Origin of the sequence: Myxococcus sp. CA023, from assembly GCF_010998615.1 — a bacterium.
In the GTDB taxonomy this organism is placed as follows: Bacteria; Myxococcota; Myxococcia; order Myxococcales; family Myxococcaceae; genus Myxococcus.
In genome coordinates, this window is sequence record NZ_JAAEAH010000072.1 from 1 (window position 1) to 21,900 (window position 21,900).

Annotated in this window: 20 protein-coding genes; 10 read left to right on the top strand and 10 right to left on the bottom strand. The window is 69.2% G+C overall.

The genetic code is table 11. The features are described 5' to 3' along the window. Positions 1-382: 382 nt before the first annotated feature. From F8M74_RS27850 to F8M74_RS27860, 3 genes are all read left to right on the top strand, one after another. Positions 383-1,645: a multidrug effflux MFS transporter gene (locus tag F8M74_RS27850; protein ID WP_141255960.1), complete on the top strand. Its 1,263-nt coding sequence runs from the start codon at positions 383-385 to the stop codon at positions 1,643-1,645. After that, positions 1,642-2,421: an alpha/beta fold hydrolase gene (locus F8M74_RS27855; RefSeq protein WP_141255958.1), complete on the top strand. Its 780-nt coding sequence runs from the start codon at positions 1,642-1,644 to the stop codon at positions 2,419-2,421. The genes F8M74_RS27850 and F8M74_RS27855 overlap by 4 nt, the downstream gene beginning before the upstream one ends. 107 nt (positions 2,422-2,528) lie before the next feature. Beyond that, the gene (locus tag F8M74_RS27860) at positions 2,529-2,828 is read left to right on the top strand and encodes a hypothetical protein (protein ID WP_141255956.1); all 300 of its coding nucleotides are present in this window, start codon (positions 2,529-2,531) and stop codon (positions 2,826-2,828) included. An 87-nt stretch (positions 2,829-2,915) separates the two neighbouring features. Here the strand turns inward: F8M74_RS27860 and F8M74_RS27865 are convergent, their stop codons facing one another. Continuing rightward, positions 2,916-5,747, bottom strand: coding sequence for a pitrilysin family protein (locus F8M74_RS27865; protein ID WP_216620273.1), 2,832 nt, complete (start codon positions 5,745-5,747; stop codon positions 2,916-2,918). A 220-nt stretch (positions 5,748-5,967) separates the two neighbouring features. Here F8M74_RS27865 and sppA point away from each other — a divergent pair, with 220 nt between their 5' ends. Continuing rightward, positions 5,968-7,758: a signal peptide peptidase SppA gene (sppA, locus tag F8M74_RS27870; protein ID WP_141255952.1), complete on the top strand. Its 1,791-nt coding sequence runs from the start codon at positions 5,968-5,970 to the stop codon at positions 7,756-7,758. Between the two features lie 85 nt (positions 7,759-7,843). On the opposite strand, the gene F8M74_RS27875 is transcribed toward sppA, so the two are convergent. Next, positions 7,844-8,437, bottom strand: a complete 594-nt coding sequence (locus F8M74_RS27875) for a cysteine dioxygenase family protein (protein WP_141255950.1) — start codon at positions 8,435-8,437, stop codon at positions 7,844-7,846. A 296-nt stretch (positions 8,438-8,733) separates the two neighbouring features. Here F8M74_RS27875 and F8M74_RS27880 point away from each other — a divergent pair, with 296 nt between their 5' ends. The 4 genes from F8M74_RS27880 to F8M74_RS27895 all read left to right on the top strand — a co-directional run bounded on the left by F8M74_RS27880 (position 8,734) and on the right by F8M74_RS27895 (position 11,305). Continuing rightward, positions 8,734-9,975, top strand: coding sequence for a general secretion pathway protein GspE (locus F8M74_RS27880; protein WP_141255948.1), 1,242 nt, complete (start codon positions 8,734-8,736; stop codon positions 9,973-9,975). Positions 9,976-10,137: 162 nt separating this feature from the next. Next, positions 10,138-10,464: a helix-turn-helix transcriptional regulator gene (locus F8M74_RS27885; RefSeq protein ID WP_011557403.1), complete on the top strand. Its 327-nt coding sequence runs from the start codon at positions 10,138-10,140 to the stop codon at positions 10,462-10,464. Then, a complete protein-coding gene (locus F8M74_RS27890; RefSeq protein WP_141255946.1) occupies positions 10,461-10,901 on the top strand; it encodes an SRPBCC domain-containing protein in 441 nt (146 codons plus the stop codon). The genes F8M74_RS27885 and F8M74_RS27890 overlap by 4 nt, the downstream gene beginning before the upstream one ends. 17 nt (positions 10,902-10,918) lie before the next feature. Further along, a complete protein-coding gene (locus F8M74_RS27895) occupies positions 10,919-11,305 on the top strand; it encodes a DoxX family protein (RefSeq protein ID WP_141255945.1) in 387 nt (128 codons plus the stop codon). Between the two features lie 60 nt (positions 11,306-11,365). Here F8M74_RS27895 and F8M74_RS27900 read toward each other — a convergent pair whose 3' ends face one another. The 8 genes from F8M74_RS27900 to rpmH form a co-directional block, all read right to left on the bottom strand. Continuing rightward, positions 11,366-11,971, bottom strand: a complete 606-nt coding sequence (locus F8M74_RS27900; RefSeq protein ID WP_171410328.1) for a Uma2 family endonuclease — start codon at positions 11,969-11,971, stop codon at positions 11,366-11,368. 76 nt (positions 11,972-12,047) lie between these two features. Then, positions 12,048-13,376: a tRNA uridine-5-carboxymethylaminomethyl(34) synthesis GTPase MnmE gene (mnmE, locus tag F8M74_RS27905; RefSeq protein WP_141255941.1), complete on the bottom strand. Its 1,329-nt coding sequence runs from the start codon at positions 13,374-13,376 to the stop codon at positions 12,048-12,050. Positions 13,377-13,425: 49 nt separating this feature from the next. Continuing rightward, positions 13,426-13,653 carry a hypothetical protein gene (locus F8M74_RS27910; protein WP_141255939.1) on the bottom strand — a complete coding sequence of 76 codons (228 nt, stop codon included), beginning with the start codon at positions 13,651-13,653 and terminating at the stop codon, positions 13,426-13,428. 48 nt (positions 13,654-13,701) lie between these two features. Continuing rightward, the gene (locus tag F8M74_RS27915) at positions 13,702-14,475 is read right to left on the bottom strand and encodes a hypothetical protein (protein WP_141255937.1); all 774 of its coding nucleotides are present in this window, start codon (positions 14,473-14,475) and stop codon (positions 13,702-13,704) included. Continuing rightward, the gene (gene yidC / locus F8M74_RS27920) at positions 14,472-16,283 is read right to left on the bottom strand and encodes a membrane protein insertase YidC (protein WP_141255935.1); all 1,812 of its coding nucleotides are present in this window, start codon (positions 16,281-16,283) and stop codon (positions 14,472-14,474) included. Before yidC ends, F8M74_RS27915 begins: the two co-directional genes overlap by 4 nt. 49 nt (positions 16,284-16,332) lie before the next feature. Next, positions 16,333-16,551: a membrane protein insertion efficiency factor YidD gene (yidD, locus tag F8M74_RS27925; protein WP_011557412.1), complete on the bottom strand. Its 219-nt coding sequence runs from the start codon at positions 16,549-16,551 to the stop codon at positions 16,333-16,335. Next, positions 16,548-16,970 carry a ribonuclease P protein component gene (rnpA, locus tag F8M74_RS27930; protein ID WP_141255933.1) on the bottom strand — a complete coding sequence of 141 codons (423 nt, stop codon included), beginning with the start codon at positions 16,968-16,970 and terminating at the stop codon, positions 16,548-16,550. The genes yidD and rnpA overlap by 4 nt, the downstream gene beginning before the upstream one ends. A 12-nt stretch (positions 16,971-16,982) precedes the next feature. After that, on the bottom strand, positions 16,983-17,135 hold the full coding sequence (gene rpmH / locus F8M74_RS27935) for a 50S ribosomal protein L34 (protein ID WP_002637840.1): 153 nt from the start codon (positions 17,133-17,135) through the stop codon (positions 16,983-16,985). Positions 17,136-17,613: 478 nt separating this feature from the next. Between rpmH and F8M74_RS27940 the strand changes: the two genes are divergently transcribed. Both F8M74_RS27940 and F8M74_RS27945 read left to right on the top strand, forming a co-directional pair. After that, positions 17,614-19,995, top strand: a complete 2,382-nt coding sequence (locus F8M74_RS27940) for a hypothetical protein (RefSeq protein ID WP_228559625.1) — start codon at positions 17,614-17,616, stop codon at positions 19,993-19,995. 24 nt (positions 19,996-20,019) lie between these two features. Further along, positions 20,020-21,888, top strand: a complete 1,869-nt coding sequence (locus F8M74_RS27945) for a HEAT repeat domain-containing protein (protein WP_141255929.1) — start codon at positions 20,020-20,022, stop codon at positions 21,886-21,888. Positions 21,889-21,900 lie beyond the last annotated feature (12 nt).

A 21,900-nucleotide genomic window follows, 5' to 3' on the forward strand; every position in this document is an offset into this window, starting at 1 on the left:
GGCCCGCCCCACGCTGGCGCGGCCCCTGGCCCCCATGGCCCTGGCACCGCGCTTTTCCCCCGCGCGCGACATCACCTCTCCGCCGCGCGCGGGGGAATCGGGTGTCGCGTACACGGGTGGGTGGACTCGCTCCGTGCGGTGAGGGCGCAGTGGCGAAATCAAGCTCGGGCCGCCAGGGCCCGACACCTTCGTGTGCGCGACGGGAAAGGAATAACCCGGGGGTCTGACATGCCAGTGGCGGCCCACGAGGCTGCTCGCCGGTGGTGTGTACAGCCATGGCGTTCCCTTCCAGCAATCGTGCTTCTGGGCGCGCGGCACATTCACGGTGCGGAGGCGGGGAGCCGGTTATTCGCCGGGGCTCGGCCCTCGGCCCAGGGAGTCCATGACCACGCCTTCGACCCAGTCCACTGAGAAGGGCACACTCGGCCTCGAGTTGCTGCTGGGAACGCTGACAGCGTTCGCACCGCTCTCCATCGACATGTATCTGCCGGCGCTGCCGCGCATCGCGGAGGACCTGCAATCCACCGCGCCCGCCATCCAGCTCACGCTCGCGTCGTGCTTCGCGGGATTGGCGCTGGGACAGCTCTTCACGGGCCCGCTCATCGACCGCTTCGGGCGCACGCGTCCGCTCTACGCGGGCCTGGCGCTGTACGTCCTGGGCTCGCTCGGCTGCGCGCTGGCACCGTCGGCGTCCATGCTGGTGGCCATGCGCTTCGTGCAGGCGCTCGGTGGCTCGGTGGCATTGGTCGTTCCACGCGCCGTGGTGCGCGACTTGTGGTCCGGCGCCAACGCCGCGCGGACGATGTCGCGGCTGATGCTGGTCATGGGCGTGGCGCCCATCCTCGCGCCGCTGCTGGGCGGAATGGTGCTCCAGTACTCGGGATGGCGGGCCATCTTCGTGGTGCTGGCGGCGGTGGGCGCGGTGGCGCTGGCCTTCGTGCTGAAGTCGCTGCCGGAGACGGCGCCGCCGCATGTGGCGTCGCAGACGATGCGCTCCCGGCTGGGCGCACTGATGAAGGACCCGGACTTCGTCGGCCCCGCGCTGGCGGGAGGCTTCGCGCAGGCCGGAATGTTCGCGTACATCGCGGGCTCGCCGTTCGTGTTCATCTCGCTGTATGGCATTCCGGAGGAGCACTTCGGCTGGTTCTTCGGCGTCAATGCGATGGGGTTGATTGCGGTGGCGCAGCTCAACCGCAAGCTGGTGACACACCTGCCGCTGCACCGGCTGCTGCGTCTGGCATTGAGCCTGTGCGTCGTCGCGGCGGTGGCCGTGCTGGCGGCGGCGTGGACCGGCTTCATGGGCCTGTGGGGCATCGCCGTCACGCTGTTCTTCTTCGTGTCGGCCATGGGCCTGGTGGGACCCAACGCGGCTGCGATTGCGCTGGAGCGGCATGCCGCGCGCGCGGGCATGGCGTCGGCCGCGCTGGGCGCGCTCCAGTTCACCGCGGCGGCCGGCGCGTCGTGGGCCGTGAGCACGTTCAACAATGGCACCGCAATGCCCATGGCCGGTGTCATGGCAGCCATGGCACTGCTTGCGTGGCTCGCCGCGTTCTTCGGGCTCCGGGTTCGCACGCGCCAGCAGGGGGCAGGGGAGGGTGCCCAAACGCACGGGCCGCGAATCGTGTCATCGTCCTCCGCGCCATGACATCCACCTCGCGCACCGTCCAGGGACCCGCTGGCCAGCTCGCTGTCACCGACGCTGGCAGCGGCGGCCTCCCCGTCGTCTTCGTCCACAGCAACGCCTCCCGGCGTGAGCAATGGGCCGCGCAGCAAGCACATTTGAAGCAGCGCTCTGTGTCCTTCGACCTGCGTGGCATGGGCGACTCGGGGCTCGACGCCCAGGGCCGCTACGGCGCCGAGGACATGGCCAATGACATCCACGCGGTGGCCACGGCCCTGGACCTGGAGCGCTTCGTCCTGGTAGGCCACAGCTTCGGCGGCTACGTCGCGGCGGAGTACGCCCGTGGCTGGCCCGAACGGCTTGCCGGGCTTGTCATCGTGGATGCCGCGGGGACGATGCCACCGCTTCCGCCCGAACAGCTCCAAGGCTTCCACGAAGGCACTCGTCCCGAGTCCTACCGCGCCTTCATGGACGCATGGTTCACGCCCATCCTCCAGAACGCGAAGCCACACACGCACGAGTCGGTGATGCGCTGGCTGCATGCCACGCCGCGCGAGGTGGTGGTCGGCGCGCTGGAGAGCATGCTCACGTTCAATTCGGACCGTGTGCTGGAACGCTACAAGGGCCCCCTCCACACGCTCGTCGTGGATGCCTTCATCCAGCCCAATGCCTACCACCTCCTGTACCCGGGCACGCCGCACATCGTGTTCTCAGGTGTCAGCCATTGGCTGATGATGGATGCACCGGAGCGCTTCAACGCCGCGCTGGATGCATTCCTCGCCACACTGCCGCCGCGTTGAAGTCGGGCGACTTACCCTCTTCAAGCACACCGTGTGGAGGCCTCATGCACCCATCATCCCTGGCCCCCTATGGTCCACAGGAGTTGGCCCAGGATCTCCGACGTCTCATGGAGCTGCCTGCCCAGACAAAGGCAGAGCAGAGCCTTTGGTACGACGAGGCGCAGAAGGTTCAGGACCGCATCAAGGCCTCTGAGGAACTGCTCGGCATCCCTCACTCCCTCTGGCACTTCTTCTCAGACGCGGACGTCAGAGCCAACGAGCCAAGCATCCGAGATGCGCAGTTCAAACAGGTGCGCGCCCACGTCGCCGTGCTGGAAACCGGCGCCATCCCTCCAGATGACAGCAAGCAGGGCTCCTTTGGCGGCCTCTTCCGCAGTCTCTGGCAAGCAGTGCGCGGCAAGGGTTGAAGCCATTCAGCCTCTCAATCAAAAGCCCCGCGGCGCCACTGGGCACCGCGGGGCTTGATTCCCTCACAGGGGTGACGGACTACGGCGTCACGGCGCGGCGGGGACCTTCGCGGGAGGCGCGGCCTTCTTCTGCGCGGTGGCGAAGTCTCCCGCGCGCACCTGCGTCACCTTCGTCCAGTCCAGGTGACGCTCCATGGCCGTGCGCACGTCCTCCGGCTTGAGCTGGGTCAGCTTCTGCTCCAGCGCCGCATCGAAGGCCAGCGTGCGGCCCAGGAACAGGTAGCTGGCGAGCTGCCGCGCGAGGCTGCCGTCCTGCGCCCGCGCCGACTGCCGGTACTCCAGGATGCCCGTGCGCGCCTTCTGCAGCTCCTCCGCCGAGTAGCCCTTCTGCACCGCGCGAGTCACCTCTTCACGCATGGCCGTCTCCAGCCGGGCCGCGTTCTCCGGGGCGTAGATGGCGTACGTGAAGAAGGTGCCCACCTCGTCGACGTCGCTCGCGTCCAGGCTGCTGGCCACGCCGTAGGAGAGGCCGTCCTGCTGACGGATGCGCGTGGCCAGCCGCGAGTTGAGGAAGCCGCCGCCCAACACGAAGTTGCCCAGCACCAGCGCCGGCCAATCCTTGTCGTCCTTGCGAAGCTTCAACGACTGGCCCGCCATGTAATACGCGTTGGCCTTGTCCGGCGTCTCCAGCGCGACGGACGTGGACGCACCGCCGCCGAACACCTGCTGCACGCGCTGGTATGGCGCTGGGCTCTTCCAGTCGCCCAGCAGGGTGCCGGCGAGCGCCACGATGTCCTTGGACTCGAAGTCACCCACCACGGCCAGCTCGCCATTCGACGCGCCGTAGAAGGCCTTGTGGAAGGCACGCGCCTGCTCCAGCGTGGTGTCCTTCACCCCGGCGATGCGCTCGTCCAGCGTGGCCACGTAATAGGGGTGGCCCTTCGCATAGTGGCCCGACAGCGAACGCCAGAAGGCGATGTTGCCCAGCGTCTGCGGCTCACTGCGCTCGGACTCCAGCGACGCCAGCCGCTCCTGCTTCAGGATGGCGAACTCCTTCTCGTCGAAGGCGGGCTCGCGCAGCACCTCAGTCACCAGCTCGAGGACTTCCGGCAGGCTCGCCCGCGGGCACTCGATGGAGACGGAGGCGCCGGTGCTGCTGCCATCCACGCCCACGCGCGCCTTCAGCTTGTCGAACGCGTCCTGGAGCTGCTGCCGCGTGCGCTTCTTCGTGCCGCGCATCAGCATGCGTCCGGCGTACTGCGCCGCGTCCGACTTGCCTCGCAGTGCCTCCTCGGTGCCCCAGCGCAGGGTGAGGGACACGTTCACCATGTTGCCGCGCGTCTTCTTCGGCAGCACCGCGTACTTCACGCCGCCCGGCAGCTCACCGCGCTGCACGCGCGACTCGATGTTGGCCGGCGACGGGTCGAAGGCCTCGCCCTGCGCCACGGCGTCACGGCCCTTGAAGCCCTCCATCATCTTCGCCATCTCCACCGGCGCCGGCAGCTCCGCGCGGTCCGGCTTCGGGGTGGGGATGAAGGTGCCCAGCGTCCGGTTGGAGGACTTGAGGTAGGCGGCCGCCACGCGCGTCACGTCCTCGGGCGTCACGGCCTCGATGCGGTCGCGGTGCAGGAAGAGCAGGCGCCAGTCACCGGTGGCCTCCCACTCCGACAGGTTGATGGCGACGCGCTCGGAGTTGTTGATGGTGAGGTCGATGTACTTGGACAACGTGGCCTTGGCCCGGTTGACCTCTTCCTCGGTGAACGGCGTGCGGGACGCGTCCTCCACCGTCTTCAGCAGCGCCTCGCGGGCCGCGGCCACCGGTTGGTCGTCACGCATCTCCGCGCTGAAGACGATGATGCCCGGGTCGCGAAGCTGGAGGTTCGACGCGCTCACACGCGAGGCCTTCTTCGTCTCCACCATCGACTTGTAGAGGCGCCCGGAGGGATTGTTGCCCATGACCAGCGTCAGCACGTCGATGGCCGCGAAGTCGGGGTGCGCGCCTTCGGGCACGTGGTACAGGCTGGTGAGCAGCGCGGTGTCGCCCACGCGGCGCAGCTGCACCTCGCGCTCGCCGTCTTGCGTGGGCTCCGCGGTGTACGTGGCGGGCAGGGGCAGGCCAGGCTTCTTCAGCTTGCCAAAGGTGTCCTGAATCATCGACAGGGCCTTGGCCTCGTCGAAGCGGCCCGCCACCACCAGCATGGCGTTATCCGGCCGGTAGTACTTCCGGTAGAAGGCCTGGAGCCGGTCGATGGGGACGTTCTCCAAGTCGGAGCGCGCGCCGATGGTGGACTTGCCGTAGCTGTGCCAGATGTACGCGGCGCTCATCACGCGCTCGAAGAGGATGCCGCGCGGGTCGTTCTCACCGGACTCGAACTCGTTGCGGACGACGGTCATCTCGCTGTCGAGGTCCTTCTTCGCGATGAAGCTGTTGACCATGCGGTCGGCTTCGAAGGACAGGGCCCAGCGGAGGTTGGCGTCGGAGGCCGGCAGCGTCTCGTAGTAGTTGGTGCGGTCCAGCCAGGTGGTGCCGTTGGGCCGGGCGCCGCGCTCGGTGAGCGCCTGAGGCACGTTGCGCGTGGTGGGCGTGCCCTTGAACATCAGGTGCTCCAGCAGATGGGCCATGCCCGTCTCGCCGTAGCCTTCATGCTTGCTGCCCACGAAATACGTCACGTTGACCGTCACCGTGGGCTTGGTGGGGTCGGGGAAGAGGAGCACCTTCAGCCCGTTGGGCAGGCGGTACTCGGAGATGCCTTCCACGCTCGTCACGGGGGCGAGCGCACGGCCCTTCGCCTTGCTCTTCGTGACAGCGGACTGGGTAACGGGGGCCTTGTTGGCGGCGACGGGAGTCTGGGCCCACACTGGAGTGCCGGCCACCATCATCAGGGCCGCCATCAGGGAGAGCGGGGTACGACGCTTCATGCGGTCCTCGCGGGTCGTCTGGGAGTGCACCGGCTTCTAACCCGAGATGTCCCCCAGCCCATCCCGAACGGTGGCACTCCGAGCAACCCGGCGTCGCGGACGTACCGTCACGTAGGGAAAGCAAAGGGACGCGCAAGCATCGTCGCCCGCGCGCGTTAGTAGTAAGCACCCCTTGCCAGGGCCATACCCTGTCTCTCCCGGGCATCAGGAGTCCCTTCGGATGAAACGATTCTTCATCGGCGCACTGGCCTTCGTGGGCGCGCTGTCTGTCCTCTTCGTGGTGGGCCTCGTGGGCCTGATGCTGCTCGCGTCCGCGAGCAAGCCCGGGGTGCCCTCCAACCTCGTGCTCGAGCTGGACCTGGAAGACCCGCTGTCGGAGCACGGGGGAGGGGACTCGCTGGTGGGGGCCTTTGGCGAGGAACCCACCACGGTGCGTGACGTGGTGGAGGCGCTGGAGAAGGCCGGAGACGACGCGCGCGTGAAGTCCCTGCTGGTGCGCATCGGCCATCCGGGGACGCCGGCCGCCACGCAGGAGCTGCGCGACGCGGTGAAGGCCTTCCGCGCCAAGGGCAAGAAGGCGGTGGCGTACTCCGACTCCTTTGGCGAGCTGGGCAACAGCACGCTGGGCTACTACCTGGCGTCCGCCTTCGACGAAATCTACATCCAGCCGTCGGGCGACGTGAACATCAACGGGCTCGCCTTCGAGCTGCCCTTCGCGCGCGAGGCCTTCGCCAGGCTGGGCGTGACGCCGCGCTACTTCGCCCGCTACGAGTACAAGAACGCCATCAACTCCTACACGGAGCAGGACTACACCGCGCCGCACCGCGAGGCCACCGAGCGCTTCACGAACAGCCTCTTCGGCCAGATTGTGCGCGGCATCGCCGAGGAGCGCGGGCTGACGGAGGACGTCGTGCGCGGCCTCATCGACAAGGCGCCGCTGATGGCGCAGGAGGCGGTGGAGGCGAAGCTGGTGACGGGCCTGCGCTACCGGGACGAGGTGCTCGGCGGGCTGAAGGAGCAGGCCGGCGAGGGCGCGCGCTTCCTCTACGTGAAGAAGTACCTGGAGCGCGCCGGCAGGCCGAACGTGTCCGGGAACACCATTGCCCTGGTGTACGGCGTGGGCGAGGTGATGCGCGGGAAGAACCAGTCCAACCCGCTGTCGGGCGGACAGTCCATGGGCGCGGAGAGCGTCGCCGCGGCGCTGCGCAAGGCCACCGAGGATTCGCGGGTGAAGGCGATTGTCTTCCGCGTCGACAGCCCGGGCGGCAGCTACGTGGCCAGTGACACCGTCCGCCGCGAGGTGCAGCGCGCGAAGGAGGCGGGCAAGCCCGTCATCGTCACCATGGGCAGCTACGCCGCCAGCGGTGGCTACTTCGTCGCCATGGAGGCGGACCGCATCGTCGCGCACCCGGGCACGCTCACCGGCAGCATCGGCGTGTACGCGGGCAAGTTCGTCACGGCGGGCTTCTGGGAGAAGCTGGGTGTGAACTTCGACAGCGTGGCCGTGGGGAAGAACGCGGAGATTTTTGGCTCGGACGCGGACTACACGCCGGAGCAGCAGGCCCGTATGGACGCGTCGCTGGACCGCATCTACGCGGACTTCACGACGCGCGCGGCGGCCAGCCGGAAGCTCCCGCTGGAGAAGCTGCAGTCGCTGGCCAAGGGCCGCGTGTGGACGGGCGAGGACGCCCTGGCGCACGGACTGGTGGATGCGCTGGGCGGCTACCCGAAGGCGCTCGAGCTGGCGAAGGAGGCCGCGAAGCTACCGGCCGACGCCCGCGTCAACGTGGAGGTGTACCCGCGCAAGAAGCCCGCGTCCGCGGTCCTCTCCGAGCTGCTGGGTCAGACGGGCGACAACAGCGAGGACGACGCCGCCTCCATCAGCGTCCTGTCCCCCTGGACCACCCTGGTGGCGGGCGTGCGCCAGGTGTACGCCGTGGGTGCGCGGATGGGCCTCTTCGAGGGCACGCGCGGCGAGCTCTACGCCCCCATGCCCGAGGCGAGCTGGTAGCGCGTCCTCCCAGGACGCGGACGCGTGGCACCGGGACGCTCCGGTGCCACGCCGCGCTGCTCGCAGCGCCAGGACCCTGGGCGACTCAAAGTGGGACCGAGGGTGCCGGCGCTTCCGGCAGCTGGGGCAGCGGGCGGCCGAACATGGAGTGGTAGCGCAGCTCCCGGGAGACACAACGCTGCCGCCGCGTGTCGAAGACGAGGCACCGGTCCACCGGCCCCGCGTAGACGTGCAGTGAGACGGCGGGACCTCTCGCCGCGGTGACGCGGTGGATGGGGGCCTCCGGGCAGCGGAAGTCGACGAAGCCCGAGCCCACGGGACCCATCATGACGGGAGGCCCCAGCCGGGCCGGCCCCGGTCCCAGGCCCCCGGCTTCCAGGGTGTAGTTCTCCAGCACGAAGGCCCCAGACTGGACGCTGAACCAGCACTCCTGCCCGTCATGGTCGTGGATGGGGGAGAAGGTGCCGGCTTCCCAGCAGTTCAACAGCACCTCCAACCTGGCATCCCGGTAGATGAGGTTGCGCGTGTAGCGCCCTCGCCGGAAGTGCAGGTAGGGCTGGAGGCTGGCCGGCTCCAGCACCAGGCCCGCCAGGCCTTCTCCCACGCCCTCCAGACCCGGCATCCCGCCCGCCTTCTCCCGAAGGAGCTCCACCCATTCGCCCAGGCACATGGCGCTCATGGGAGTGAAGCTAGGCAATGCTCCGACACGGTGCTTTCCGGGTTGTCGGGCGGAGGACGGCTCGGCGCGTCGCAGCGCACTCGAGGACAGGTCGACCATCGAGTAGCAGACGCCCACGCCCGACGAGGGGGGGATGGGGCTCGGTCCCCACCTTGCAGGTGGCGCGGCGACGGAAGCGTCTGTCGCCTGCCGGGAAGCTCCCGGGCGAATGGACGCGTAGAAGACATTGTGACCTTCCCGGACTCGGGCTGCCCCACGGGGCTGGCGGCCAGGGCGGAAGGCGTGAGGGGGACGAGATGAAGAAGCGACTGGGTGACATCCTGCTGGAGCGGGGTGTGGTGGACGCGTTGCAGCTCCACTCGGCGCTGGCGTACCAGCGCAAGTGGGGCGTGCCGTTGGGGCAGGTGGTGGTGGACCAGCGCTTCAGCACCGCGCAGCAGGTCCTGGAGGCTCTGGCGCTCCAGGCGGGGATGCAGACGGTGGACCTGGACGTCCAGCCGCCGGACGCGAGCCTGACCTGGCTGATTCCGGAGCGCGTGGCGGAGGCACACCGGGTGGTGCCGCTGAAGATGGAAGGGCAGGGGAGCCGGGACTCGGTGCTGGTGGTGGCCATCGCCGCGCCCGCCAGTCTGGCGTCCCTGGACGCGGTGAAGAGTGTATCCGGCAAGCCGCGCGTGATGGCGAAGCTGGCGTCGGACGCGGCCATCCGCCGGGCCATCGGGCGGCTCTACCGGGGCGAAACCGGTGAGACGGTGCCCCGGCGTCCCGGCATGGAAAGCTTCTCGCTGCCGGAGGCGGACGAGAGCATGCCCATGCTGCTCGGCGGCAGCATGGCGGAGCTGACGAACATGGAGGCTCCTGGCGGTGAGGATGGGCTGCCGCTGCTGGGCTCGCTGGAGGAGGTTGTCGTCCAGGCGCAGGCGGTGCCCGCGGAGATGAAGCGGCTGGTGCAGGCCATCCGCGCCATGCCCGAGCCGCTGGCCGCTGTCGCGCAGCCGCTGCCCCTGGAGGCAGGGCGCTCCGAACAGGCCGCGACGCCTGCCACGACGGAGGGCTTGCACCTGGCGCATGTCTCGCGGCCTGGGTCCACGAAGGCGCCGTTCTCCGCGCGCGCCATGCAGCGCACGGCCGGCACGCGGAACCACGTCCCCACGGCGTTGCCCGTGCTCACGGCCGCGCAGCCGGTGCCCATGGCTCAGGTCCTGGTGTACGGCTGGGGTGAGGAGGCCACCACCGGGCTGGTGCGAGTGATGTCCGAGGCGGGCCTGCGGGCTCGGGTCGCTAGCACGGAGGAGCTGCTCGCGGCGAACGCGGCCCAGGTCGTGGTAGCCCCGCTGCCCGCGATGGAGGCGCTGCCGCGTCAGGTCCACGCGCAGGTCCTGGTCGCGGGCAAGATGCCGGAACAGGACCTGCCTCGCGCCCAGGCGGTGGGGGCCCGCGGCTTCCTCGCAGCTCCGGTGGATCCGGATCTCCTCCTGCGCGCGGTGCGGCGGCTGGCGCGCCCCGCTGGTAACACGGACCTCAAGCGCGCCAGCTGAAGGTCAGGAAGAACCACGACGGCAGCAAGTCGAAGCGAGGCGCCGAGGTAGCGGCGCCCTTCTGCTCGCTCATCGAGACGGCACGCCTGCGCGGTGAAGAGCCGGGCCACGACATCCCGCCGCTTGACACGTAAGCATCTCCTTACGCATTATCGGTACACGATGATGCACACCGAGCCAGGGGTGTTCGGAGCGATCAGCCATCCGGCGCGGCGCCGCATGCTCGACCTGCTGGTCGATGGCGACCGCCCGGTGAATTCAATCGCCGAGAACTTCGAGATGAGCCGCCCGGCGGTGTCACAGCACCTGCGCGTGCTGCTCGATGCGGGCCTCGTCACCGAGCAACGGCACGGCAGGGAACGGCGGTACCGCCTCGTGCCGGAGCGACTGGAGCCGGTCCGCGACTGGATCGCCCACTACGAGCGGTTCTGGGACGACAACTTCGCCCGTCTGCGGCGGCACCTTGAGAAAGGCGACAAGCAGCAATGATGACAAAGACAATCCGACGGGAGCTGAAGTTCACCCAGTCGCCCGCCGTCGTGTGGCGCGCGCTCGCGACCAGCGAGGCGCTCGCTGACTGGATGTACCCGAACGACTTCGAGCCGCGCGTCGGGCATCGCTTCACCTTCCGCGTGCCTCCGGACCCTCGGGCCCAATTCGATGGACTCGTCGTGCACTGCGAGGTGCTCCGGTGCGCGCCTCCGTCCGAGCTCGAGTTCACCTGGGTCGTTGGCGAGGGCTGGCTGGATACCCGCGTCCGCTACCGCCTCGAAGCCGATGGCGATGGGACGCGCGTGCTCTTCGAGCACTCCGGCTTCAAGGAGGACCAGGCGTTCCACGGCGCCGAGTACGGCTGGAAGATGATGCACGGAAAGCTCGCCAAGACATTCGAGAAGGCGTCCGACAACCCGGCCCTCAAGGCCTGAACACCGAGCCCCCAAACATGAACATCGTCTTCTGGATTCTTCAGGCCATCCTCGCGCTGCTGTTCCTCGCAGGCGGGTCGTACAAGGCGTTCTCGTTCCAGCAGCTCGCGAGCCAGTTCAGCGAGGTCCCCCTCGGGGCATGGCGGGCACTCGGCTTCCTTGAGATGGCCGGTGGCGTGCTGCTCATCATCCCGGCGGCGTTCAAGTGGATGCCCAGCCTCACCGCGCACGCGGCCGCGGTGCTCACGTTCGAGACGTTCGCGCTCGCCGTGCTGTACGCGCGTCATTCGACGAAGATGACGCCCGAGAACCCGATGCTCTGGTCGCTCGTGATGGGTGTGCTCATCGCCTTCGTGGCGTACGGCCGCTACATCCTCAATCCGGTGGTGGCCGCCGCCGCGTGACGCGATGACGGACGATGCCCGCGACATCGTCCGTGAACTCAGCGCGGGCGCCAACGCGCCTCACGGGACAGCCACCAGCAGCGAGGGCTTCTCGGAGCCTTCGGGCAGCCACAGCGAGCCCAGCTCCAGCGTCGAGGACGGGAAGGGGTCGGCCCGCACCAGCGAGTCATCCTCGTAGCTTCCCGTCAGCAGCCAGCCCCGCTTGACGCGCTGGTACACCTCCAGCGTGCGCGCAGCGGGGTCCACCAGCCACACGTGCGACACGCCCGCGCGCGCGTAGAGCGGCAGCTTGCGCGCACGGTCCAACGCGGCGGTGGAGGGCGTCAGCACCTCGCAGACCCAGTCTGGCACCAGCGTGAGGAAGGGGACGTCCGGCTCGAAGGGGACGTCCACGCGCTCGCGGCGCCAGCCGGCCATGTCCGGCACGAGCATGTCGTGACCGAGGTGCAGCTCGGGCGCGCGCAGGAAGCACCAGCGGCCACTGCCGCCACGGCGCTTGTCGAGCTGCTCCCCCAGCTCCACGCCCAGCATGAAGGCCGCGCGCGTCTGCGCGGCAGTGGGACGAGGCGAGGCGACCAGCTCCTCGTCCAGAATCTCCCCCACCCAGCCTGAGGGCAGGGCCGAGAGCATCGAATGGTTCGCCAGGGGGATGATGCCTTCAATCACAGCGCCTCCGAGAATCACCGGTTGAGGCGGGCATTCTAGGGGGGCGTCTGACACGTCCTCCGCTCGGCGGAAGGCGTCATTTCCCGATGCAGAAACGCTGGAAGATTGCGTCCAGCAGGGCCTCCGAAACGACGGTACCGGACACTTCGCCGAGCGCCTCCAGCGCGAGCCCCACTTCACCGGAGACGACTTCCAGGGTGGACACGCGCGAGGCACTCTCCGCGCGGCCCAGCGCCTCGGACGCGCGACGCAAGGCATCGGCGTGACGTTCGGAGACAAGGGCCACCGCCGAGGGCGTGCCACCGCCCCACAGCCGCCCGAGCATGTCGTCGCGCAGCGCGTCCACACCTTCACCCGTGAGGCCACTCACACGCTGGCGCGGCGAGCCGGATACCGCAGCCACATCACACTTCCCGTCCACGACCAGCACGTGCGTGCCACCCGCGTCACGCGTCCACGCATCCGCCTCTGCCTGCGTGACACCCGGCGGTAGCACGAGCACCGCCAGGTCCACGCCCACGAGCAACTCCCGCGTTCGCGCGATGCCCAGCGCCTCGACACGTCCCGGCGTCTCCCGCAGCCCCGCGGTGTCGAAGAGCGTCACCGCCAGCCCATCCCATTCGACACGGGCCTCCAACGCATCGCGCGTGGTGCCGGGCTCGTCATCCACCAGCGCGCGAGACTCGCCCACCAGCCGGTTGAACAGCGTGGACTTGCCCGCGTTGACGGGACCGAACAGCGCCACGCGCGCGCCCCGGCGCACCAGCCGGCCCCGGCCCGCCTCGGACAGCAGCGCCTCCGCCTGAGCACGCAGCGCAGTGACACGCGCATCCACGTCCTCATCCGCGCCCTCTGCTTCATCGGGGAAGCTGAGCACGCCCTCCATGTCCGCATGCAGCGCGCGCAGCGGCTCCTCCAGCGCCTGCACACGCGAGGCGAGTACACCGGAGAGTCCCGCGGCGGCAGCGCGCACCGCGGCCTCCGAGTCCGCCGCCACCAGGTCCGCCACGGCCTCCGCGCGCGTGAGGTCCAACCGCCCGTTGAGGAACGCGCGACGCGTGAACTCACCCGGCGCGGCATGGCGCACACGCGCGTCCTCCAACGCCCGAGCCAGCAGCAGCCGCAAGAGCCGCGGACTGCCATGCGCCTGCAACTCCACCACGTCCTCACCCGTGAAGGACTGCGGCCCACGGAAGTAGAGGAACAGGCCCTCATCCAGCGAGCGGCCCTCCGCGTCCACGAAGGACGCGAGGTACGCATGGCGCGGCGTGGGCTGCGCGGGAATACCCGGGGCCAGCAGCCGGCCCACATCCAGGGCCGCGGGGCCCGACAGGCGGAGGATGCCCACGGCGCCCGCGGCAGGTGCGGTGGCCAGGGCGGCGATGGTCATGGAAGAAGACGTCATACGCGGCCGGTGGAGCGCATCCACCCTGAACAGCGCGGGCCCCGCTGCTTCAGCGGTTGCCCAGGGGAGGCGTGGAGCCGCGGGCGGCCTTCTCCACGGCCTCGCGGTTCTCCTCGATGTACCGCTCCACCGCCGCGTCCTCGAGCTCCAGGTCCCGTAGGACGCCCGGATAGACGAAGCGGAACGCGGGGGACTCCTCGTCCCCGCGAAGGCGGAAGCTCATCTTGAGCACCGCCGCGCCGTACAGCTTGTCCTTGAGAGCTTTCGCCTTGCCCATCCCTCGTCTCGCTTCGGGAGCCCCGGCGCGCGCGGCGCGCCCAGCGGCTCACGCGTCGAAGTCGTCCTCGTCGTCCGGCAGCATGCTCCGCTTGGGAAGCGGGGCGGGCTTGTCCGGAGTGAACACCACGCGGCGGTTTCGGCCCTCGCCCTCCGCCGACACCTTCACGCCACCCATTCCTTCTACTGACGTGAGGACGCGCGCGCGGTCTTCAAGCTGCATGGCGGCAATCGCGTAGAAGCGGCCCAGGCTGCCCGACTTCTCCGCGAGCTGCCGGACAGCCGCCTTCAGCGCGGCATCCTCTTCCACCGTCACCGAGCGCTCATCCCCCTCACCCTTGCTGGCGGGAGCGGCCTTGGCGGCGGGCGCCTGCGCACCCCGCTGGCCCCCCTTCGCCGGAGCAGGCGCTGGCGCCTGGGCCGCCGCGGCACGGGGCGCGGCGGGGGCGGGCGCTGCCGGAGCCGAGGCTTGAGCCGCGGCCTGGGGCTCACGGCGCTGCCGGGGCTCCGGATGCACACCCGCACCCAGCATCACCCAGCGCCGGTCGGCGCCAGGGCGATGCAGCATCTTGTTCAACAGGAACTGGAGCGAGTCCACCACCTGACTGCGCCGTCCCACCTCCACGCCGGGAGGCGGTGCGGGCTCGAAGTGGAGCGCCACCGACAGGCTGCCGTCGGCGGCGTCCTTCATGTCCAGCCGCGCCGGGAAGCCCATCAGCCCGAGGATGTCGCCGAGGAGCTTCTCCACACGGCCCCGGAACTCTCCGGACGAATCGCCGGAGGCCGGGGTGGACGGCGTCTGCTGGGGAACCTGCTCGCTCACTTGCGCCTGCCTCCCGCACCGGCCACCGCCGGCGTCCCACCGCCCGTCTGGGGCTTGTTCCGGTCCAGCCACTTCCGCAGGCCGTACTGCTGCGCGATGGAGAGGATGTTGTTCGTGAAGATGTAGAGCGACAGGCCGGCCGGGTACTGGAGCAGCGTCAGCGTGAAGATGATGGGCAGGAACCAGGTCATGATCTTCGCCTGGGTCGCATCCATCATCTGCGGCTGCATCTTCTGGGTGATGACCATGGACACGCCCAGCGCCAGCGGCAACAGGTACGTGGGGTCCTTGTAGGTCAGGTCACGCCAGATGGGCCCGATGAAGGGCTCGCCGTAGATGTCGAAGCTGTTGCGCAGCGCGGTGAACAGGGCAATCCACACCGGCATCTGGATAAGGAGGGGGAGACACCCGCCCAGCGGGTTCACCTTGGCCTCCTGGTACAGCTTCATGATTTCGAGGTTCTGCTGCTCGCGGTTGTCCGCGTGCTTCTTGCGGATCTCCTCCATGCGCGGCTGGAGCTTCTTCACCTCTTCCATGCTGACCATGGAGCGGTAGGTGAGGGGCAGCAGGACGAGCTTCACCACCACCGTGAGCAGGATGATGGCCACGCCCCAGTTGCCGGTGACGCCGTAGAAGAACTTCATGACCCACAGCAGGACCTTGCAGATGACGGCCCAGATGCCGAAGTCCACCGTCTCCGCCAGCGGCGGATGGAACGTCGCGTCCGTCTGGCCGGTGGCCGCGCGCAGCGAGGCGCCGGGCACCTGGGCCAGCAGGTCCGTATCCTTGGGGCCGAAGTAGCCGCCGAAGCGCAGCGTCACCGTCTCGCCCGGGGCGGCCGTAATCGGGAAGGACGCCGTCACCTTACGCAGGGTGGGCGTGGCCTCGAAGGAGCACGAGCCGGCGCGCGGCCCTTCCAGCGGGTAGAGCGCGGACAGGAAGTACTGCTGGTCGATGCCGAAGAACTGAATCTGGCCGCGGGTGTCCTCGGCGTCCGGATGGTCGTCGCCCGGGCTCATCTTCTGGAGCTTGTCACCCACCCAGCAGGCGGAGCGGCTCAGGTTGCCCACGCCGCCGAAGAAGGACGGCGCGTGCTCGAAGTTGGGGTCGATGGCGCGGTTGTGGTGCACCTGCAGTTCGCCGCTCTGCGGCTGGCCGGAGGTGTTGCGCACCTGGAGCGTGTAGCTCAGCTCGAACCCGTCCATGGGCCACTTGACCGTCTTCACGACCTCCCACGGTCCGCGGCGGCCAGTGAAGGTGACGCCGTCCGCGTTGCCGGGGGCGCCTTCATCCAGGGCGTAGTTCAGGTCCGCGGGCAGCGGGCTGGCGCCGGTGATGGATACGGCCAGCGGCAGCGGTTGGCCCGGGGTGGGGCGCGCCAGGTCCATCTGCGGCGCGGGGGGAATCTCCTTGCCGAACAGCTTCTGGAAGCCCTGGGTGACGGTGAGCTCCTGCTGCTCCCGCATCTTCGCGCCCTTGAGCACGGCGGCGGTGAGGCCGGCGCCCTCGGAGGAGAAGGCGTAGGTGGCCTCGTCGCGCTGCAGCTCCACCTTGCGCGCCGGAGGCGGCGGGGCCTCCGCGGTGGCGCCCGTCCCGGTACCGCCTTCGGGAGGCTGGACGGCCGGGGGAGTGCCGGCATCGGCGGGCGCAGTGGCCACCACGCCCGCGTCGGGGATTTCCGAGCCGGGCGGAGGTGGAGTGGGCGCGAAGAAGAAGGTGTAGACGGCAGTGGCCGCGAACGAGAGGGCCAGGGCCGCCAGCAGTCGCTTCTGCGAATCGTTCGACTGGGGCGAGAGCGGATCGTTCATAGACTCCCCCCTCCACGAGGGAGAGGGCGGCAATGGGTGGAACCCCTCGTCACGGCACCGGGTCGATACCGCCGGGGTGGAAGGGCTGGCAGCGCACGAGCCGCCAGAGAGTGAGCCACGACCCCTTGAGGCCGCCGTGCTTCTCCAGCGCCTCCATGGCGTACGTGGAGCAGGAGGGATGGAACCGGCACACCTTGGGGAGCAGCGGTCCGAGGAACTTCCGGTAGAAGCGGATGGGCAGCGAGATGACGAAGGCCAGGGGGCTCATCTGGGCGGCTCCTTCGGCTTCGTCTCCGCCGCGCGAGGCAGCCGCTGCAGCTTACGGGTGACACCGTCAAAGGCACGTGACAACGCCGGAAAGGAAGCATCCTTCGCGGAGGAGCGTGCCACCAGGACGACGTCCAGGCCTGACGGCCATTGCATGCGGCGCTTCCGAAAAAGCTCCCGCAAGACGCGCCTCAAGCGCGCTCGGACGACGGCGTTGCCCACTTTGCTCGACACGGTCAGGCCAACACGTGAGTACGGTCGACCATTGCGCTTCACGAGGGCCAGGAGGCAGTCCGAAGGGACTTTCTGCCCACCTTCCTGGACCTCGAGGAACTCGCGCCGTTGAAGCAGGCGCAGGGCCTTGGGGAAGCGCTGGTCTGCCGGGCTGGACTGGCCCGGCGTCGCACCCTCGGCCCTCACACGCGAACTCGCTTACTTCTTGGGAGCGGACACGACGAGCCGCTTGCGACCCTTCGCACGACGGCGCTTGAGGACATCCCGGCCGCCCTTCGTGGCGTTCCGCTTGCGGAACCCGTGGGCGCGATTGCGGCGGACCTTCGACGGCTGGTACGTGCGCTTGGACACGGCTCTTACTCCTTGGTGATGACGGCGGCGCCTCCTACCGCTCCGGCGCGACCTGAACTAGGGAAAGGGGCGGGTCCGTACCCCCATTTCCAGGGTAAGTCAACGTTGGATCACCCTGGCCCACCCGGGAACCCACGCCCGGAGGCCCGATCGGACCGCCCGAAGTAGGGCCATGAAGGTCTGGGTAATGCTGACGGTGCCGACCACCGCCCAACGCACGGCGGCAGGAGTCTAACCGCGAACAGCGTGGGCGTCTGTTTCCCTGGCGCTTCTTTCCAGTGAGGGCCTGCCAGCCCGGGCGCCCAACGGCCTCAGACTCGCAATAACTGAGAGCGCTGGGGGTCGCGGATACCCATCCAGGGACACCATCATTTTTTTGCGAAGGACCTTTTGAAGGCCCGTTCTTTCGCAAACCCCACACAAAGGTGTCCACATGTCGTTGCTCACGCGGCCTCAGGTCGTCGTGCTCGGACTTGTCATGTCCTCTGCGCCCGCCCTGGCCCAGTTTTCTCCCCCCGTCCTCCCGCCGCTGAACCCCATCCTCCTCTGTACTTCCTACGTCCCCACGCTCGCGGAGTGCCAGAACCCCGTCACCTTCTGCGCGAACATGGCCCGGAGCGCGGCGAAGACCAACCCGAACGCCACCTGCAACGTCCTGGTCCGCGACGCCGCGCTGAACGCCGTGGCGAGCCTGCCCGAGCGCACCGTGCTGGTGCCCGTCACCCGCAACGCGAGCGGCCAGACGATTGAGCCCGACGCCGCCACCAAGAGCGTGGCCTTCGTCCAGGAGAACCCGAACGCCCGCTACATGAGCGGCCTCTCCAGCTTCATGCTGGGCACCGCGCACCGCGACCGGACCTACTTCCCCGCGTCGACCAAGGCCGCCAGCCTCATGCGCGCCGCGCGCTTCACCCAGCGAAATGCGTGGAACAACTCCGGCAACATCGTCGACTCCTGCCGCGAGTACGTCCACGAGAAGTACTACGACTACAGCGTCTTCGAGGACGCCATCTCCTCCTCGGGCACCGACTACCGCAAAATCTTCAACATCGCCTACGCCCAGGCGCCCAGCGGCGGCAGCGTGCCCGCCTCCGCCATTGGCACCCGCTCGATTGCGGACCCGGTGCAGCGCGGCAAGGACGGCACCCCCATCCAGCCCGCCATCCAGTTCCCCTCCGGCGCGCCGAAGAACGAGTTCTTCGCCGTGCCGCCCCCCGCCCAGGGCAGGGTCACCATCGGAACAGGCTCCGAGGACCGGGTGGTGATGCTTCCTGGCTTGATGGGCGCGGCCATCATCCATCTCAAGGACCTGGACCGTCCGCTGAACCTCTACGGCACCATCCTGCCCGAGGCGACGCTGTCCACCCTGGCGAACGGCGCCAGCTACTACAACGAGAGCTGGGCGTGGCACCGCAGCATGAGCGTCACTCGCAACGCCAACGTCCTGGATGAGCGGATGTACGAGTTGGACCGGCTCCAGGAGGAGTTCGCCGCGCTCGTCCAGCAGCGCAAAGAGCTGGTCACCTCCATCACGTCGGAGCTGGCCCGCCGCTACCGCCCCCTCCCGGGGATGCTCAAGGCCGACCCGGACACGTCCAGCCATCTGACGGACGACGACGAGCCCCAGGACCCGCTCATCCCCCAGCTCTACCAGTTGGCCTCGCTGGATGCCGTCATCGAAGCGGCGCTCCAGCAGGCTCAGGCGCAAGGCTGCCTCGACTTCCAGATTGGCATGGCGGCCGCTCCCTGCGACTGGTCGCCCAAGCGCTTCGCGCGCAGGGTGATGAACCTCTACCAGGGCGCGCGTGAGCAGGACTTCCAGAAGTGCGCGACCTACACCCGCGACGACTTCGCGGACCTCAAGGCGAAGCCCCTGCAGATTGGCAGCGTCAACTACCCCGCGCAGGACTACACGACGAGCCCCTCGCGCCTGGAGACGTACTTCACCCGGCGGGACCAGTACATGCGCGCCCTGTCCTCCACGGTGGGGCCCATGCTGGACCCGAAGACGGCGCAGCCCCGCCTGCGCTGGGAGTCCGGTGACAGCTACAGCCTGGGCAATGACACCTTCGGCGCCACCGCGAACTACCAGGTGGCCGTGGCCATCAACAACGTGAAGCACACGCCCGACTGCGGCCTCTCCCCGGAGATAAAGGGCAGCTTCACCGCCACCGGCAGCGCCCTGGGCATCAGCGCCAACCTCATCAACGCCCAACTGCAGGTGACGCAGAAGCGCGCGGACATCGACCTGGACGTGCTCGACAACACCGTGCCGCTGGTGGACATCCATCAAGACCTGACGCTGGGTCAGTTCAACATCGTGTCCGGCAAGCAGGAGAAGAAGGCCACGCTGGTGAACGCGCAGGCCACCTTCGTCATCGTGGTGGTCCCCGTCACGCTCGGCGCCAAGGTGGCCGGCGTGGTGGGGCTCGAATACGAACTGAAGGCGGAGCACACGGTGACGGGCACCACGGCGTGCAGCGTGACGAACCTGGGCGTCGCCGGACACCTGAAGCCCTACGCGCAGGTGGACGGTGAGCTGTACGCGAGCGTCGACCTCTTCGTCATCGAGGCGGGCGTGAAGGGCCGCCTCCAACTGGTCCACGCCGCCGTCCCGCTCGACGGCCGCGTCTGGCTGGCGCCGTCCGGGGGCCAGTTGAGGCTGCGCATGGAGGGGAACTCCGACCTGAACTTCACCTTCCTGTCCGGCAGCATCGCCGCCTACGTGGAAGTGGGCATCTGGCCCTTCGAGGCGGAGTTCGAGGAGACGCTCGTGAGCTGGAACGGCATCCAGGAGAACGTGAAGCTGTTCAACCACGCGTTCAACGTCAGCCTCATCGACCTCCGCTCGCTGCTGTAATCCCCCACACGCTGGAGACGCCCCATGAACGCACGCAAGGTCATCACTGGCGGTGCACTGCTGGCACTGCTGCTCCTGGGAGCCGCCTGGGTCTTCCACACCCAGGCCCCCGTCACCGGGGCGCCTCCAGCGGCGACGCCCCTCCGCGTCCACTTCCCCGTGGGGGAGCGCCGGACGTACCGCATGGACTACACGGCCCGGACCGAGGTGCGCCTCGCCGGGTCGCAACAGAAACCCACCGCCATGGGGGGCCGGGCCCACTTCGTTGGAGACCTGGTCCTCCGCGGCCACCCCGCGCAGGGCACCGCCCTGCGCGTGGGGCTGAGCCTGGAGAACCTCCGCGAGCACACGCTCGAGCTGTTTGGCCACGCGCTGCTGCCGGACGCCGCGGCCGTCGCGGCCACCTTCACCGGCCGCGAGGCCCTGCTGGACCTGGACGCCGACGGCACCCTGCGCGCCGTCTCCTTCCAGGAGGAAGACCCCTCCCTCTTCAAGAACACCGTGCAGACGCTGGCCGGCGAGCTCCAGTGGGTGCTGCGCGACGGCGCCACCTGGCAGGTGGAGGAGTTGACGTCGCGAGGCACGGCGCTCACGGAGTACGCGCGGCTGGACGAAGGCGCCCTGCCCGCGCGCATCCTCAAGCGGCGCCTGGCCTACCCGGAGCCCCGCGGCATGGGCACGGGCAGCGGCGCCGTGGAGGTGGACTCACGCTTCGAGCTGACGCTGGACGCGGACGGCGTCCTGGAGCGTCTCTCAGGTGAAGAGCGGGTGCTCCGCCGCCCGACCGGTGGCGGTGAGCCCACCGCCACCTCGCACATCCAGCTCCGCCTGGAGCCCGGCAAGCGGGACCGGTTCGTGGTGGCGCATGCCTCCGCCGCGCCCGCCGCGCCGCTCCAAAAGCTCGCGCCGGGCGAGCTGGTGGCGGACACCCACGCGCGGGAGCGGATGCTGGAGCAGCAGGTGGATGGGCTCACCCCGGAGCGCTTCTTCGAGCTGATGGAGAAGTACGCCAATGGCGGCACCTTCCCGGAGCACAACCACTTCCTCCTCCAGGCCACGGGCCTGCTGGAGCAGCAGCCCGAGCTGTGTGCGCGGCTGGCCGACTTCTTCCAGCAGTCCACCCTGAAGCCGCGTGGCCGGGCGCTGGTGCTGGACCTGCTGGCGGGCGCGGGCACGCCGGAGGCGCAGACGGCGCTGGTGCGCGCCCTGTCCAGCCCCCAGGCGCTGGCCGAGCCCGGCTACCGCATGTTGCTCAGCCGCTTGTCGCTGCTGACCAGCCCCACCCCGGACACGGTGCGCTTCATCGAGCGCACCCACCGCACGGCCCGCGACGACACCCGCGTGGCCACCGCCTACGCCCTGGGCGCCACCGCCGGCGCCCTCTACCGGCAGAAGCAGGACGCGGAGTCCCTGGCCGCTGTCCAGCAGCTCGGGGCCGAGCTGCGCGCCGCGCGCACCCCCGAGGACAAGACCCACCTGCTGCTCGCGCTGGGCAACGCGGGCCTGGAGGAGCAGGTGGACGTCATCGCCCACTACGCCCAGGACGCGGACGTACAGGTGCGCCGGGCCTCGGCCCGCGCGCTGCGGAAGATTCAGACGCCCCAGGCCATGCGCACGCTCATCTCCATGACCGAGGACACCGACGCGCCCGTGCAGTCCTCCGCGCTGACGGCGCTGGGACGCCGGGACCTGGACGACTCGGTCCTGCGCCAGCTGCGCGACCTGGCCCTCGCCGGCCGCGTGCCCGTGGAGAACCACCACACCCTCGTGACGGTGGTGGAGCCCTACCTCCAACAAGCGCCCGAGGTGCGCCAGCTCCTCCAGCACCTGCTCACCATGGACGCGCCAGACGCGCAGCTCCACACGCGCATCCGCGGCTTGCTCGGGACGTGATCAGGGCAGGGG

Coding starts and splice junctions, on each gene's coding strand:
- F8M74_RS27850 (WP_141255960.1), top strand. CDS start 383: ATGACCACGCCTTCGACCCAGTCCACTGAGAAGGGCACACTCGGCCTC.
- F8M74_RS27855 (WP_141255958.1), top strand. CDS start 1,642: ATGACATCCACCTCGCGCACCGTCCAGGGACCCGCTGGCCAGCTCGCT.
- F8M74_RS27860 (WP_141255956.1), top strand. CDS start 2,529: ATGGAGCTGCCTGCCCAGACAAAGGCAGAGCAGAGCCTTTGGTACGAC.
- F8M74_RS27865 (WP_216620273.1), bottom strand. CDS start 5,747: ATGAAGCGTCGTACCCCGCTCTCCCTGATGGCGGCCCTGATGATGGTG.
- sppA (WP_141255952.1), top strand. CDS start 5,968: ATGAAACGATTCTTCATCGGCGCACTGGCCTTCGTGGGCGCGCTGTCT.
- F8M74_RS27875 (WP_141255950.1), bottom strand. CDS start 8,437: ATGAGCGCCATGTGCCTGGGCGAATGGGTGGAGCTCCTTCGGGAGAAG.
- F8M74_RS27880 (WP_141255948.1), top strand. CDS start 8,734: ATGAAGAAGCGACTGGGTGACATCCTGCTGGAGCGGGGTGTGGTGGAC.
- F8M74_RS27885 (WP_011557403.1), top strand. CDS start 10,138: ATGATGCACACCGAGCCAGGGGTGTTCGGAGCGATCAGCCATCCGGCG.
- F8M74_RS27890 (WP_141255946.1), top strand. CDS start 10,461: ATGATGACAAAGACAATCCGACGGGAGCTGAAGTTCACCCAGTCGCCC.
- F8M74_RS27895 (WP_141255945.1), top strand. CDS start 10,919: ATGAACATCGTCTTCTGGATTCTTCAGGCCATCCTCGCGCTGCTGTTC.
- mnmE (WP_141255941.1), bottom strand. CDS start 13,376: ATGACGTCTTCTTCCATGACCATCGCCGCCCTGGCCACCGCACCTGCC.
- F8M74_RS27910 (WP_141255939.1), bottom strand. CDS start 13,653: ATGGGCAAGGCGAAAGCTCTCAAGGACAAGCTGTACGGCGCGGCGGTG.
- yidC (WP_141255935.1), bottom strand. CDS start 16,283: ATGAACGATCCGCTCTCGCCCCAGTCGAACGATTCGCAGAAGCGACTG.
- yidD (WP_011557412.1), bottom strand. CDS start 16,551: ATGAGCCCCCTGGCCTTCGTCATCTCGCTGCCCATCCGCTTCTACCGG.
- F8M74_RS27940 (WP_228559625.1), top strand. CDS start 17,614: ATGTCCTCTGCGCCCGCCCTGGCCCAGTTTTCTCCCCCCGTCCTCCCG.
- F8M74_RS27945 (WP_141255929.1), top strand. CDS start 20,020: ATGAACGCACGCAAGGTCATCACTGGCGGTGCACTGCTGGCACTGCTG.